Source organism: Qipengyuania xiapuensis, assembly GCF_019711395.1.
GTDB lineage: Bacteria > Pseudomonadota > Alphaproteobacteria > Sphingomonadales > Sphingomonadaceae > Qipengyuania > Qipengyuania xiapuensis.
Genome location: NZ_JAIGNL010000001.1, coordinates 501,738 through 515,857, shown reverse-complemented (window position 1 = coordinate 515,857; position 14,120 = coordinate 501,738). Strand labels below are relative to the sequence as shown.

15 protein-coding genes are annotated in these 14,120 nt (G+C 65.3%); 5 read left to right on the top strand and 10 right to left on the bottom strand.

Annotated features, from left to right (window positions below; genetic code table 11):
* Positions 1-37 precede the first annotated feature (37 nt).
* Genes K3163_RS02530 through K3163_RS02515 form a run of 4 tightly spaced genes read left to right on the top strand, consistent with a single transcriptional unit; the run spans position 38 to position 4,342 of the window.
* Positions 38-1,171 (top strand): ABC transporter permease, encoded by a 1,134-nt coding sequence (locus tag K3163_RS02530; RefSeq protein WP_221429352.1) that lies wholly within the window; start codon positions 38-40, stop codon positions 1,169-1,171.
* On the top strand, positions 1,171-1,926 hold the full coding sequence (locus K3163_RS02525) for an ABC transporter ATP-binding protein (protein ID WP_247710181.1): 756 nt from the start codon (positions 1,171-1,173) through the stop codon (positions 1,924-1,926). Before K3163_RS02530 ends, K3163_RS02525 begins: the two co-directional genes overlap by 1 nt.
* Positions 1,926-2,918 carry an efflux RND transporter periplasmic adaptor subunit gene (locus tag K3163_RS02520; protein WP_221551861.1) on the top strand — a complete coding sequence of 331 codons (993 nt, stop codon included), beginning with the start codon at positions 1,926-1,928 and terminating at the stop codon, positions 2,916-2,918. The genes K3163_RS02525 and K3163_RS02520 overlap by 1 nt, the downstream gene beginning before the upstream one ends.
* Positions 2,918-4,342, top strand: a complete 1,425-nt coding sequence (locus K3163_RS02515; RefSeq protein ID WP_221551859.1) for an efflux transporter outer membrane subunit — start codon at positions 2,918-2,920, stop codon at positions 4,340-4,342. The genes K3163_RS02520 and K3163_RS02515 overlap by 1 nt, the downstream gene beginning before the upstream one ends.
* Here the strand turns inward: K3163_RS02515 and K3163_RS02510 are convergent.
* From K3163_RS02510 to K3163_RS02480, 7 genes are read right to left on the bottom strand one after another with little or no spacing between them, the layout of a single operon-like run.
* The gene (locus K3163_RS02510; RefSeq protein WP_221551857.1) at positions 4,312-5,280 is read right to left on the bottom strand and encodes a HupE/UreJ family protein; all 969 of its coding nucleotides are present in this window, start codon (positions 5,278-5,280) and stop codon (positions 4,312-4,314) included. The genes K3163_RS02515 and K3163_RS02510 overlap by 31 nt on opposite strands.
* Positions 5,277-6,053 carry a peptidyl-prolyl cis-trans isomerase gene (locus tag K3163_RS02505; protein ID WP_221551854.1) on the bottom strand — a complete coding sequence of 259 codons (777 nt, stop codon included), beginning with the start codon at positions 6,051-6,053 and terminating at the stop codon, positions 5,277-5,279. Before K3163_RS02505 ends, K3163_RS02510 begins: the two co-directional genes overlap by 4 nt.
* Positions 6,050-7,975, bottom strand: a complete 1,926-nt coding sequence (locus K3163_RS02500; protein ID WP_221551852.1) for a DUF3604 domain-containing protein — start codon at positions 7,973-7,975, stop codon at positions 6,050-6,052. Before K3163_RS02500 ends, K3163_RS02505 begins: the two co-directional genes overlap by 4 nt.
* 45 nt (positions 7,976-8,020) lie before the next feature.
* Positions 8,021-8,692 carry an exopolysaccharide biosynthesis protein gene (locus tag K3163_RS02495; RefSeq protein WP_221551849.1) on the bottom strand — a complete coding sequence of 224 codons (672 nt, stop codon included), beginning with the start codon at positions 8,690-8,692 and terminating at the stop codon, positions 8,021-8,023.
* Positions 8,693-8,751: 59 nt separating this feature from the next.
* Positions 8,752-9,201, bottom strand: a complete 450-nt coding sequence (locus K3163_RS02490; RefSeq protein WP_221551847.1) for a MaoC family dehydratase — start codon at positions 9,199-9,201, stop codon at positions 8,752-8,754.
* Positions 9,201-10,619: an aldehyde dehydrogenase family protein gene (locus K3163_RS02485; RefSeq protein WP_221551837.1), complete on the bottom strand. Its 1,419-nt coding sequence runs from the start codon at positions 10,617-10,619 to the stop codon at positions 9,201-9,203. The genes K3163_RS02490 and K3163_RS02485 overlap by 1 nt, the downstream gene beginning before the upstream one ends.
* Positions 10,620-10,647: 28 nt before the next feature.
* Positions 10,648-11,736, bottom strand: a complete 1,089-nt coding sequence (locus K3163_RS02480) for a CaiB/BaiF CoA transferase family protein (RefSeq protein ID WP_221551835.1) — start codon at positions 11,734-11,736, stop codon at positions 10,648-10,650.
* Positions 11,737-11,968: 232 nt separating this feature from the next.
* Here K3163_RS02480 and K3163_RS02475 point away from each other — a divergent pair, with 232 nt between their 5' ends.
* The gene (locus K3163_RS02475; protein ID WP_247712437.1) at positions 11,969-12,271 is read left to right on the top strand and encodes an ArsR/SmtB family transcription factor; all 303 of its coding nucleotides are present in this window, start codon (positions 11,969-11,971) and stop codon (positions 12,269-12,271) included.
* Between the two features lie 15 nt (positions 12,272-12,286).
* On the opposite strand, the gene K3163_RS02470 is transcribed toward K3163_RS02475, so the two are convergent.
* The 3 genes from K3163_RS02470 to K3163_RS02460 are packed head-to-tail and all read right to left on the bottom strand — an operon-like array spanning position 12,287 to position 14,102.
* On the bottom strand, positions 12,287-12,724 hold the full coding sequence (locus tag K3163_RS02470; protein WP_221551833.1) for a DUF6691 family protein: 438 nt from the start codon (positions 12,722-12,724) through the stop codon (positions 12,287-12,289).
* Entirely contained in the window at positions 12,721-13,155 is a 435-nt protein-coding gene (locus tag K3163_RS02465; RefSeq protein ID WP_221429364.1) for a YeeE/YedE family protein, read from the bottom strand. Before K3163_RS02465 ends, K3163_RS02470 begins: the two co-directional genes overlap by 4 nt.
* A complete protein-coding gene (locus K3163_RS02460; protein WP_221551831.1) occupies positions 13,152-14,102 on the bottom strand; it encodes an MBL fold metallo-hydrolase in 951 nt (316 codons plus the stop codon). Before K3163_RS02460 ends, K3163_RS02465 begins: the two co-directional genes overlap by 4 nt.
* Positions 14,103-14,120 lie beyond the last annotated feature (18 nt).

Sequence of the window (14,120 nt, the reverse complement as noted above, 5' to 3'; positions counted from 1 at the left end):
GACTCGCCAGCGTAACGCAAGCAAAGGTCGCAAGCCCATGATCTGGATCGCCATCCGCATGCTTACCGGCGATGCGCAGAAATTCTTCGGGCTGGTGTTCGGCATCGCTTTCTCGACCTTGCTCATCACCCAGCAGCTGACGATCTTCATCAACCTGCTCGAGCGCGGGGCCAGCGGTGTCTACAACGTCTCCAGCGCCGATGTCTGGGTGATGGACCCGGTCAGCCGCACCACCGATGTCGCCTATGCCATGCCCTCGACCGCGCTCGACAAGGTACGCGGTGTGCCCGGCGTCGAATGGGCGGTCCCGCATATCCGCGCACAGGCATCGGTCCGCACGAAGGACGGCGATCTCGAAGGCGTGGCGGTGATCGGCGTGGACGATGCAACGCTGATCGGCCTGCCCAAGAACATGGTCGAAGGGTCGGTCGACGTGCTCTCGCAGCCCGACAGCGTCATCATCGACGATGTCGGCACGACGCGCATGTTCCCCGGCCAGTCGCCCATCGGGGAGCGGCTGGAGCTGAACGACCAGCGCGCGGTCATCCGCGGGATCGCCGATGCCATCCCCAGCTTCACCAGCACCGTGGTGCTCTACACAAAGTACAGCCAGGCGCTGAACTACGTGCCGGGCACGCGCAATCGCCTGTCCTTCGTGCTCGTGGGCGCGGAGAACCCGGCCGAGGCCAAGGCGCTCTCGGAGAAGATCGAGGAAGAGACCGGTCTCAAGGCCCAAACGCGCGAGGAGTTTGCACGCGACGGGGTGCAGTTCATCATCGAGAACACGGGCATTCCGCTGAACTTCGGCATCACCGTCGCGCTCGGCTTCATCGTGGGCGTGGCAATCGTGGGCCTCACCTTCAGCCTCTTCATCCGCGACAACATCAAGCAGTTCGGCGCGCTGAAGGCGATCGGTGTCACCAATGGCAAGATCCGCAAGATGGTCGCGGCGCAGGCCGGCCTCGTGGGGCTTATCGGATACGGGCTCGGCGTACTGGGCACGGTCGGCTTCATCCAGGCGTTCTCTTCCGACCCGACCTTCAAGGGCTTCTACATCCCCTGGCAAATCCCGCTGATCAGTGCCGCAGCCGTGACGATCATCCTCGCGCTGACCGGTTGGCTCGCGCTGCGCAGTGTCCTCAAGACCGAACCTGCGGCGGTGTTTCGGTAATGGCGACGAAAATGGACACCTCGGCCATCGGCGGCTGCAATCCCGAAGCGGCGATCTGCACGCGCGCCGTCACGCGCGATTTCCAGGCCGGGCAGCAAACGATCACCGTACTCCACGGCATCGACCTCGACGTGAAAGCGGGCGAGCTAACATTCCTCGTCGGCGAAAGCGGCTCGGGCAAGACGACGCTCATCTCGATCATGTGCGGCATCCTCTGGCCGACCGAGGGCGAGGTGAAGGTCTTCGGGACCGACATCTACGACCTGTCCGATGACCAGCTGGTCGAATTCCGCCTGCAGAACATCGGTTTCATCTTCCAGCAGTACAACCTGATCCCCTCGATCGATGCGGCGAGCAACGCCGCCGTCCCGCTGATCGCGCAGGGGATGGAGCGGCACGAGGCGCGCGAGAAGGCGGTCGCCATGCTGGAAAAGCTCAATATCGGCGACCAGGCCGACAAGCTGCCCAACCAGCTTTCGGGCGGCCAGCAGCAGCGCGTCGCCATCGCCCGCGCGCTGGTCCACGAGCCGCGTCTCGTCGTCTGCGACGAGCCGACCGCCGCACTCGACGCCGCCTCGGGCCGCCGCGTAATGGACCTGCTCAAGGAAGTCGCGGTCGCGGAAGACCGCGCCTGCATCATCGTCACTCACGACAATCGCATTTTCGACATGGCCGACCGCATCCTCGTGCTCGAGGACGGGAAGGTCACCCATGACGGCACCGACATGCCGCCATCGGACTTTGGGGATCACTAATGGCACTCGACATTCGCAACCTCAGCTTCTCGCGGCAGATCCTGCCGGTGATCGCCGTGATCGGCCTGGTCTTCGCCGCGATCTACATCCTGTCGGGCCAGCCCGATCGCGAACTGTCGGACCCCGAGCGCGAACCTCCGCGTGCGCCCGAAGCACTTGCAGACGAGGCTCGCGTGGCAGGCTCGGGAATCGTCGAGCCTTCCAGTGAAGTCGTGCAGATCGGCTCCGCGCTTTCGGGTCTCGTCACCGGCCTCTTCGTCCAGCCGGGCGACCGCGTGACCGAAGGCCAGACGCTGTTCACCGTCGACGACCGTGCAGTGCGCGCGCAGCTTCGCGAAGCCAATGCCGCCATCGGCGAGGCCCGCGCGGCGATCGCCGAAGCACAGAGCGCGCAGTCCACGGCCGCCAGCCAGCTCGCGCTCTATCGCAATGTCGACGACCCCGCTGCCGTGAGCCGCAGCGAGGTCATCCGCGCCGAAGGCGAAGCGAGCGCGGCTGCCGAACGCCTCCGGCTCGCCCGGGCACGGCTCGATGCGGCGCAGGCGCGCGCTGCCTCGGCGCGCACCGAACTTGGCCGCCTGACCGTACGCGCGCCGATTGCCGGCGAAATCCTCGCCGTGAACATCCGCAAGGGTGAGTACGTCTCGACCATGGGCGGCGGCGGTTCGCAGCCCTTCATCGAGATGGGCCAGACGCAGCCCATGCACGTGCGCATCGATATCGACGAGGAACAGGCCCCGCGCCTTGCGATGGGCGAGCCCGCGACCGTCTCTCCGCGCGGAGCATCGGACCAGCAGGTGCAGGCGCGCTTCGTCCGCGCAGAACCGCTCGTCGTGCCCAAGCGCTCGCTCACCAATTCGGCCGCAGAGCGCGTCGACGTTCGCGTGTTGCAGGTAATCTACGAGCTGCCGGCCGAGGCAGTCGGTGACAACGGCCTCTTCCGCGTCGGCCAGCAGGTCGATGCCTATATGCCGGCCAAGGGAGCCGAGTGATGCGCCGCCTCGCCATCGTTGCAAGCGCGCTGGCGCTCTCGGCCTGCGCAGGGGGACCGCCGCCAGAGATCGCCACGCCGGCACCAGTCCTTCCCGTCGAGTTCTATTTCGCGCCCGACGGACAGACCGATACAAGCCTTGCTGCGCTGCTGCCCGAAGAGGACCCGGCCTACGACACTCTGTCTGCCCAGGCGCTCGCAGGCTCGCCGACGCTGGGTGAGGCGATCGCCCGCATCGACCAGGCCCGCGCTGGCGCCGGACGCGCGGGCGCGGAAAGGCTCCCGAGCATCGGAGCGAACGCCTCGGTCACCGGAACGAGGACCAACCCGGCGCAGTTCGGCGGCGCCCTGCCTCCGGGCATCGATTTCGATGCCGAACGCGGCGCCTATGCCGCGAACCTGACCGCACGCTGGGACCTCGACATCTTCGGTCGCCTCCGCGCGCAGGAGCGGGCCGCCCTCGCCCGCGTCGATGCCGCCGATGCCTCCGCGCTGGCCGTACGCAATGCGTTGCTCGCCGAAATCGCGGGCAGCGTAATCGACTGGCGCACACTCGAGGCGCGGCAGGCCGAAATCGAGGACGACATCGAGGCCGCCGAAGAACTGGCGCGGCTCGCCGGCGTGCGCGAGCGTGCCGGGATCGCACCGGGCTTCGACCGTGTTCGCGCAGAAAGCGCCGCCAATGCATCGCGCAGCCGACTTGCAGCTCTCGAAAGCGAACGGGCCCGGCTGACCGGCAGGCTAATGACACTGACCGCGCAAAGTGCGCCGCAGGTCCGTTCCGCACTCGCGCTCGCCCCTGCCGCGAGTGAACTGCCTGCACCCCCTACCGCCTTGCCTTCGACACTCCTCGTCAACCGGCCGGACGTCGTTGCCGCGGCTGCCACGCTCGCCGCCGAAGATGCAGAGCTTGCCGCAACGGCACGTCGCCGCTTTCCCGTTTTCGACCTGTCCGCCGCAATCGGCCTCCTCGCCTTCGATCCCGGCGACCTTTTCGACGAGGACAGCGTCGTCGGCTCGCTCGCAGCGGCCATCGCCGGACCGCTGTTCGACTTCGGGCGCATCGAGGCCGAAATTGACGGTGCGGCAGCCGAGAAGCGCGCCGCATTCCAGGCCTATCGCGGCGCAGTCTACACCGCGCTGGGCGATGCCGAGACCGCATATGGCCTCGTTGCCGCGGCAGACCGCGAACTGACCGCCGCGCAGGCAGAGGCCGACAGCCTGCAGCGTGCAGCCCGTCTTGCCGAGACCCGCCAGGAAGCGGGCCTCGCCGATTTCCTGACAGTGCTCGAAGCACGCCGCGCAGCAGATGCGAGCGGCGAACGTGCGGCGGCAGCGCTCGGCAGGGCGAAGCGCGCGCGGGTCCTCTTGTGGCAGGCGCTCGGCGGCGATCCTCAGCCGATCACGCGGTCGACCAGCCAGTAGGCTCCCGTGATCCCGATCGCATAGGACGCGAATTTCACCGCACCCGCCTCCGCCGCAGGGCGTGCCTTCCTGACAACCGCCAGTAGCGCCAGCACGATTGCGATCACCAGCAGTTGTCCCGCTTCGACGCCAAGGTTGAAGCTCACCAGAGCAGCCGGGACCTCGCCTTCGGGCAAGCCGATCTCGCGCAAGGCGCCAGCAAAACCGAAGCCGTGCAGCAGGCCGAAAGCGAAGGCGACGAGCCATGGCAGGCGGCGCGTCAGGGTCTGCCTGTCGCCACGTGCCACTTCCACGGCGAGAAACACGATCGACAGCGCGATCATCACCTCGACCGGGCGCTGCGGCAGCCCTGCAAAGCCGAGAGTCACCGCCGCAAGTGTGAGCGAATGTGCAACGGTGAAAGCGGTCGCTGCCTTCACCACCGGCCAGGTGCGCCGCACCAGCAGCACCAGCGCGATGACGAAGAGCAAGTGGTCCCAGCCCATGAGGATGTGCTCGACACCGATCCCGAAATAGCTGCGCCAGACCTGCGCACTCGAAGGTTTCGCCATGATCGTCGCATTCGGCTCTTCGGGAGCCAGGCGGTGGACCTGGAGCGGCCTGTCTTGCGGAGCGACGCGGAGGATCGCTTCGCCCGGAGTGGTGAAGGGCCAGCCCATCTCCTGACCGGCCACCGGCCCTTCGCACAGCACGCGAACGCGACCGCTAACCGCAAGCACGGCGACATCGAGCCGCGGATTACCATCCATCCGGCAGTTTGCGGGCAGGACCGGCTGCGCGGGCTCGCCGCTTTGCCTGCCCGCCATCGGCTGCCTCCAGCCGAGCGACCATTCGCCTTCGTCTACCTGCTCGAAAGTGATCGACACCGGGCGCAGCTCGTCTGCCAGGACCGGTTGCGGGAGGAACACCACCAGCAAGGCCAGCAGCCAGCGGATCATTCGACCTCGATCCGGTAGGCTTCGCGCAGGACGTCGAATGCCTGATCCCGGCGCGCAGCGGCCGTCGAGCTGCGCCAGTCGTCCTCGACGCGCTCGCGGATTTCATCGAGAGGTTTCGGCCGGCCCTCCTCGCGCTCCTCGAGATCGACGATGTGCCAGCCGAAACCGGACGGCAGCTGCGCATTCCGTCCCTCGCGCATCGCGGCGATCTGCTCGGCGAATTCGCTTCCGAACACCGCCTTCACCTCGTCATAGGTCGCGCGCTCCATCCGTGCTGGCAGCGAGATCGAGTATTCCCGTCCGTCGCCCTTCAGGAAGCGGGTCATGGCATCCTCGTCGGGGAAGTATCTCTGCGAGAAAGTGAAGCGCTCCCCCTCGGCAAAGCGCCCCGGGTGGTCCTGGAGCCAGCGCACGAGCACGGCATCGGAGACCGCCGCAGTCTCGGCCTCCGCACTGGCAAGTTCGTCCATCTTGGCGGCCAGCCTGCGCCGCACGACCGGATCGCCCTGATCGAGTCCGAGCCGCAGCGCCTCGCGATAAAGCACTTCCTCGCGCAGCCAGCGCTCTATCTGCGCGTCGAGTTCGGCGTCGGTCGGCGGGCGGCCCATTGTCCGCTCGAAGCCGAGGGCAAGGCCCGCCTGCTGTTCGCGCGTAAGCGTAATGCTGCGTTCGGCCGGATCGACCGGATCGCCCATGAGCGCCAGCAGCCCCCAGATCGCGGCTCCTGCAATCAGGAAATGCGCGAGGGGATCGCGCAGCCAGTTTCCGCTCATTCGCTATCCATGATCGCTGGCGCGTCACCGGGTGTGGAGCGCGGCCGCAACCAGACGGGCGAGCTGTAGGCGCGCTCCTGGATCACATTCGCCTCGATCACGTTTGCGGGCAGCTCAAGTCCGAACTGCTTGGCATCGAACAGCACCCAGCTCGGCGTCGGGATCTCGATCACGCGCACGTAATAGAACGCGCGCTGTCCCTCGACATAATCAGGGTCGGTCCAGGTGGTGCGCAGTTCGGCAGCGCCGATCGTGTTCTCGTAGGTCGCCTCGCGCCGGTTCACCGTGTCTCCGACCGGCGGGACCGGACTGTCGGATGCGCCGTCCATCTCGCGCTCGCTCCAGGCGACGTCATAGACCTTCTCGCGCGCCTCGCCGTTCGCATCGACCCAGCCCTTCACGACCTGCACGCGGTCGAGATTGGCGCCGTCCGGATCCTTCAGCGCCGAAATGAGGAAGGTGGGCGCGGTGCCCCGGTCTTCCAGTTCGCCGCCCATGGGGACGCCGCGTGTGTAGCCCGCACGAACCCAGTCCCCCTCCCAGTCGCTATCGGCGAAATCGAAGCCGGCGAAGAGGCGAACGACCATGCGCGGACCGGTGGTCGCGTAGACCTCGCGGCGCATGAAGGCATCGAAGATTTCCGCGCGCGTGTTGCCGCGTGCCCAGGCTGCCGCATAGCCGCCGGCAAGGTAGTGCCAGCCGAACCGGCCCTGACGCGTGCCGAGGTTCTGGCCTTCCATCGCGCGCCCTTCGCGCGGTTCGACGCCGGTGTGCTTGCCGAAGAAATTGTCTTCGTCACCCGTGGCGAGCGCGGTGTGGCTGTCGGTCGAGCCGACCATTCCGAAGGCATAGGGATTGACGCCGAGCCGTTCCTCCAGGGTCAGCCCGCGAAGCAGCGCCGAACGGACATAACTGCCTGCATACATGTCGGGAGTGGCTCTCGCGGTCAGTGGCAAGTTGCCAAGCTCCCAGCCCGCAACGCCGAAGCCCGCAAACTCGTCGTTCGGCGAAAGGAAAGGGTGGGTCTCGCTGTCGCCCTTAATCTGGGTCGCCTCGACCACCGGCTCGCGCGCAGCTCGCCTGCGGGCATATTGCGCGCTCATCGGTCCGCCGTCGGGGCCGGTCAGCTCGAACATGATGCCGTTCGACAGGTTGGAGTTGTGCGGGATCGCCAGCACCTGCCCGCCGGTGGTGTCCTGGTAGGCGTCCATATAGTCCCACAGCTGCTCGACCGTGGTGTCGATACCCGGGAAGGGCAGAACCTGCCTGGTGTGCGCGCTACCGTCCCTGAACATGACCACGCGGTGCAGATTGTTGCCGCCGGGCATCAACGTCCATTCGAAGCCGGCGAATGCGGTGAACTTGCCCGGCTCATTGTAGCGATCGAGCACGTCGAGGTGGCGGTCCCACAATTCGCGGGTCGCCTTGGCCTGCCGCTCGGGATCGCGCATCGCCTCGGGGATTTCGTCATTGGCCGCTGCGGTAATGAGTTCGGCGACGGCAAGCGTCGATTGCTCGGGGCTCTCGTGCATCATGTCGCGCCAGCGCCTGAGCGTGGGGTCTCGCACCATCATGCGCGGCGCATCGTAAAGCCTGCGCGTTGCGCCCATCGCGTCGGAATGGTCCGAGATGACGAGGAAATCGAGCGGCCGAGCGAGCCTGGCTTTCATGCCGGTCGTGGCGGTCACTTCCTCGCCGCGGGCGAACTTGAGCGCTTCTTCCGGCCCGAGCCTGACGCCGAAGCCGAAGGCATCGACCGAGACATCGGTGTGGAGATGGGTGTCTCCCCAATAGGGGCGGTCGGGAAACTCGGCGAGCTCGATCGTGTCGGTCCCGTCGCCGCGCTGGGCTTCCTCGACTGCAGCTTCGGAACAGCCTGCGACAAGCAAGGCGGCCATCGATACTGCCACAAATTTCTTCATCGCCTAATCCCCTCTCCCTCGGGGAATGTGCGCGAAGGGACGCAGTCAGGTCAAGCGAAGCTCGATGGCGGGTGGCTGCCGGAGAGCCATGCCGCCCGCCTCACCCTCTTCATCCGAACTATTGTAGAAATAGGTTCCGGCAACGAGAGCCGCTGCCGCCAGCAGCAGCGCGGCGAGCATCACCAGACCGTCACGCACAATCAGCGCGAGCGCAATGGCCGCGATCGCGAGCATCGGGGCGGAGCTTGCGAAGGGCAGGACTTCGAGCGGAGGAACGGTAGCGCAGAGCATCAGGATCGCGATTGCGGCGAACCTCAGCCACTTGCCTTCCGTAAAGAAACCGAGCCTGTCGCGGCTATGATGATCGAGCCAGTGCGCGACGCCCCGCAGCTTGGTCACCGCCTTGTGCAGCTTCTTGGAACCGACCGCGCGGTCCTGGATGAATTGCGGCATCCAGATGTGGTCCTTGCCGAAAAGCATCTGCACGGCGACCAGCGCGATGATCGAGGCGAGGACGGTCGGCGCGCCGGGAATGGCGCCGATCGGAGTGATTTCAATGAGCGCGAAGATAAGGATGAAGGGACCGAAACTGCGCCCACCGAAATCGTCGAGCACGTCACCGATCCTGACCTTCTCGCTATGGGAGGCGAGCTCGTCCAGTTCGCCGATAACGTCCTCGACGCTTTCGGGCTCGTGACCTGATCGCTTGTCGCTCATGCACTCTCCCCTTCACTCCTCAATGCGCGAAAGGGCATTTGGGGTGCAAGAAGCGGGTTTCAGGCGCTTTTCTTGAGCAGTGCAGACCGTTCGCAGCGACACACAACCTCGCCGCGCTGGTTCACCGCCTCGTGGAGGAAGGTCACGATTCCCGTATCGGTTCGCGACTTGCTCTCGCGAAGGCCGATCACCTCGCTGGTAGCATGCAGCGTATCGCCGATGAAGACCGGCTTGGGCATGACCAGCTTGTCGTAGCCGAGGTTCGCCACCAGCGTGCCGAGCGTGGTGTCCCCGACGCTCAGGCCGACCATCAGCGAGAAGGTGTAGGTCCCGTTGACGAGGATCTTGCCGAACTCGCTCTCCTTGGCCGCTTCGACATCGAGGTGAAGCGGCTGCGGATTGTGGGTCATCACGGTGAAGAAGAGATTGTCCGCTTCGGTCACCGTGCGGCGGATTTCGTGGGTCAGCTTGTCGCCAACCTTCCACTCGTCGAAGAACTTGCCCGCCATCAGCCGTGTCCCATGACCGCTTTGACTTCGAGGAAGTCGTGGAAGCCCCATTCGCCCCATTCGCGGCCATTGCCCGACTTCTTGTAGCCGCCGAAGGCCGCGTTCATATCGTAGCCGCCGTTGATTGCGACACGGCCTGCACGGATGCGCTTGGCGAGCTTCTTCGCGGTCTCGATATCCTCGCCCATGATGTGGCTGGCGAGGCCGTATTCGGTGTCGTTCGAGATGCGGATCGCGTCCTCGTAATCATCATAGCCGAGGATCGCGAGGACCGGCCCGAAGATTTCCTCGCGCGCGATGGTCATGTCGTTGGTGACATCGGCGAAGACGGTGGGCTTCACATAGTGGCCGGTCTCCAGCCCCTCGGGCTTGCCGGGGCCGCCTGCAACCAGCGTTGCGCCTTCCTCGATACCCTTCTCGATCAGGCCCTGGATCTTGTCCCACTGCGCGCGTGAGACCACCGGTCCGATGGTGGCATTGCCCCTGGGGTCGCCGGGGATCACGCCTTCGGCAGCTTCCTTGGCCGCGGCCTTGGCTTCTTCCATGCGCTTGTGGGGGACAAGCATGCGGCTGGGTGCAGTGCAGGTCTGGCCCGAATTGCCCATCATGGCGGTGGTGCCGCGCATCACCGACTGGGTGAATGCGCTGTCGTCGAGAATGATGTTGGGGCTCTTGCCGCCCAGTTCCTGCGCCACGCGCTTCACCGTATCGGCAGCGTTCTTGGCGATCAGGATGCCCGCGCGCGTCGAGCCGGTGAAGCTGACCATGTCGATGTCGGGATGGCCCGAGATCGCTTCGCCGACGCCCGGCCCGTCACCGTTGACGAGGTTGAACACGCCCGCAGGCACGCCCGCCGCATCCATGATCTCGGCAAAGATATAGGCGTCGAAAGGCGCGATCTCGCTGGGCTTGAGGATCATCGTGTTGCCGGTCGCCAGCGCGGGGAAGACCTTGCAGGCGATCTGGTTCAGCGGCCAGTTCCATGGGGTGATCATGCCGACCACGCCGATCGGCTCCCAAATGTGGAGCGTCGGGCCGTCCTGGCGTTCGAATTCAAACTTCTCGAGCACCTCGATCGCGGTCTGGCAGTGACCGGCAAGGAGGCCGGTATGCGGACCGTTGGCGAGGCTCATCGGCGCGCCCATCTCGTCGCTGACCGCCAGAGCGAGGTCGTCCTTGCGATTGGCGATCTCGGCCTGGATCGCGCGCAGCAGGGTGAGGCGCTCTTCCTTGGTGGTCTGGCTGAAGCTCTCGAACGCGCGGCGTGCGGCGGCGACCGCCTTGTCGACATCGGCCTTGGTGCCGAAGCTGATGTGACCGATGGTCTCTTCGGTGGCGGGGTTTTCGACCGGCTGCGTGTTTTCGGTGACCGGGTCGACCCACTGGCCGTCGATGTAGAACTTGGTGCAATCGCGCATTGGGAATTCTCTCCTTATGCGCGGCTCTCTAGCTCCCTTGCGACCAGCGCGCCACCACCTCTTCGCCGTCCTGTGCACTGTCGCGGATCACCCCCGGCGTGCGGTCGAAGCGCGGAGCCGGAGCGGTGTGCGAGCGCCCACCATGATCGACAAATGCACCGCGTGCCTTCATGTGCGGATGGTCCTTCGCCTCGTCCAAGGGGACGACCGGCGCAAAACATGCATCGGTGCCTTCGAGCAGTTCGACCCATTCGGCCTGCGGCTTCGTCTTGAACAGCGCGGCGAGCCTTTCGGTGTAATCGTCCCAGTTGGCGGGATCCATCTGCCCTTCGCGTAGCTCTTCGGGCGCATCTGCACGCTGGAGCAGCTCGGCATAGAATTGCGGTTCGATTGCGCCGACGCTGACTTCCTTGCCGTCGGCACAGGTGTAACAGCGATAAAAATGCGCCGCGCCGCCGAGCAGGCCTGCGCCGCGCTCCGTGGTGCGGAGCGCACTGTGGGGCTGGCCGTAGAAGAAGCTCATCAGGCTGGTGACGCCGTCGACGATCGCCGCATCGACCACCTGTCCCTTGCCACTGCTCTGCCTCTCATAAAGCGCGGCGAGAATACCGAAGGCGCAATACATCGAGCCGCCACCAAAATCGCCGACGAGGTTCTGCGGCGGGATCGGCAGTTCGCCCCTCGCGCCGATGCTGTCGAGCGCGCCGGTGATGGCAATGTAATTGAGGTCGTGACCCGCAGCATGCGCGAGGGGACCGTCCTGACCCCAGCCGGTCATGCGCGCGTAGACGAGACGTGGGTTGGCTTCGAGCACGACATCGGGACCTAGACCGAGGCGTTCCATCACGCCGGGTCGGAAGCCCTCGATCAGCACGTCCGCATTGGCGAGCGCCTTCTTTACGAAAACCAGCCCGTCCTCGCTCTTGAGATCGACGGCGGCGCGATGCCTTGCGCGCTCTACGACGGTGTTCATGGGCTGGTGCCCCGGCCGCTCGATCCTGACCACTTCCGCGCCGAGGTCGGCCAGCAGCATGGCCACGTGCGGGCCCGGGCCGATACCCTGGAACTCGACGACCCTGAGGCCTGTCAGCGGTCCGTTCGAGCCGCTCTCACCCATCTCTCTCTCCTCTTGTTTACGCGGACGCACACAATGCGAAAGCCGGCGCAAAAGCAACAGGATTGATGGGAATCCGCGAAAGTGACCGATTTTCCGCCAGCTTGCGCGCATTCAACAGGCTGATCGGAAAGGATAATCAAGATTCGCCGCCATGCACCTTGTGCGTGTTGCACCAAATGAAACGGGTGGCTAATCTTCGTAAGGGGATCGGAGGTACATTCGGGGCGGAAACATGCCAGACTTACCTATGGAACTTTTGCAGGAGAATGCCGCGCGCGCGACAGCGCTCCTGAAATCGATGGCGAATGAATCACGCCTGCTGATCCTGTGCCAGCTATCCCAGTCCGAAATGTCCGTCGGTGAACTCGCGGAAGTCATTCCGCTGTCCCAGTCAGCCCTGTCCCAGCACCTTTCGCTGCTGAGGCGCGAAGGTCTGGTGAAGACGCGGCGCAGCTCGCAGTTCGTCTATTACTCGCTCGACAGCGAGGACGTTCAGGCGGTCATCGGTACGCTCTACGAACAGTTCTGCGCCTGAGCGCAACAATCCGGTTCAGCTGGAAGCGGCGGGTGACGCGCGCTCGGACACCAGCCGCTGCAGCATCATCCCTGCGAGCAGGCTGACGACGAAGACCGCGGCCTCGAGCGGGTGGACGAAGAGGATCGCCACGCCCGGACCGGGGCAGAGCCCGGCAAGTCCCCAGCCCACACCGAAGATCGCGGCACCGCCGATCAGCTGCGGCGTCAGGTCGCTGCGATCGGGAAGCGCGAACTTTGGCGCAAAGAGCGGGTGCTTCATGCGCGGCACGAAGCGCCATGCGACGGCCATGACCAAGACCGCGCCGCCCATCACGAAGGCCAGCGTCGGGTCCCAGTTGCCGAACACGTCGAGGAAGCCGCGAACACGTTCCGGGTTGGTCATCCCGCCGAGCGCGAGCCCGGCGCCGAAGAGCGTGCCCGATACGAGCGGAGGAAGGTGGCTGCGGATCACGAGAACGCCCCCATTGCAGCGACGGTGGCAATGCCTGCCGTGATGAAAGTCGCGGTCGCCACCAGCGAACGCTGCGACAGGCGGCTGACACCGCACACGCCGTGACCGCTGGTACAACCGCTGCCCAGCCTTGCACCGAAGCCCACGAGGACCCCGGCAACCGCCAGCAACGGCAGCGGCATGAATTCGGGCGTGGGTGCAGCGGTCAGCCAGGTGACGAGCGCCGCGCCGATCGGCAGGCCGATCACGAAGGTCCATGCACTCGAATAGGACATGCCGCTATCACTGATGCCGAAGGCACGGGCCACGATGCCCGAAATGCCGGTAACGCGGCCCGCCCCGAGCAGCATCAGGGCTGCCGAGAGGCCGATCAGTACGCCGCCGGCCAGCCCGGCGAGGGGTGCGGCATCGGGAAAGCCTGGCAGCGTCATACCGCGTTCACCGGGATCTTGATGTAACTCACGCCATTCTCCTCCGGCTCAGGCAGTCGCCCGCCACGGATATTCACCTGCACGCTGGGCATGATGAGCTGCGGCATCGCCAGCGTGCTGTCGCGCGCGGTTCGCATTTCCACGAATTCGTCTTCGCTGGTGCCGTCCTTCACGTGGACGTTCTCGCGCTTCTGCTGTCCGACGGTGGTCTCCCACGCATATTCGTCACGTCCCGGCGCCTTGTAATCGTGGCACAGGAACAGGCGCGTCTCTTCGGGAAGCGCGAGCAGGCGCCGGATCGAACGATAGAGCTGGCGCGCATCGCCGCCGGGAAAGTCCGCCCGCGCGGTACCGAAGTCGGGCATGAAGATCGTGTCGCCGACGAATGCAGCATCGCCGAAGATGAAAGCATAGTCGGCCGGCGTGTGGCCGGGCACATGCAGCGCGATCATCTGGATTTCGCCGAGTTGGAGTGTCTCTCCATCTTCGAAGAGATGGTCGAATTGCGAACCGTCGCGCTCGAAATCGGTGCCGGCATTGAACAGCTTGCCGAACACTTCCTGCACGCGAATGATCTCGCGGCCGATGGCCAGCTTTCCGCCGAGCTTTTCCTGGATGTAGGGCGCGGCCGAGAGATGGTCGGCATGCGCGTGGGTCTCGATCAGCCACTCGACCTCGAGCCCCTGCTTCTCGACATACTCGATCATCAGGTCTGCCGAGCCCTGCGACGTGCGGCCGGCGGCAGCATCGTAGTCGAGGACCGAATCGATAATCGCCGCCTTGCTGGTTGCGGGATCGTGGATGACGTAACTGACCGTATTGGTCGCTTCGTCGAAGAACCCTGCAATCGAAGGACGCAACCGCTTGTCCGCGCTGGCGGCAAGCACCTGTTCTCGCGCTTTTGCGAGCACTGCGTCGGGCCGGCTGGATGAGTTGGCGTGGGTCATATGAGTATTATCTAATAT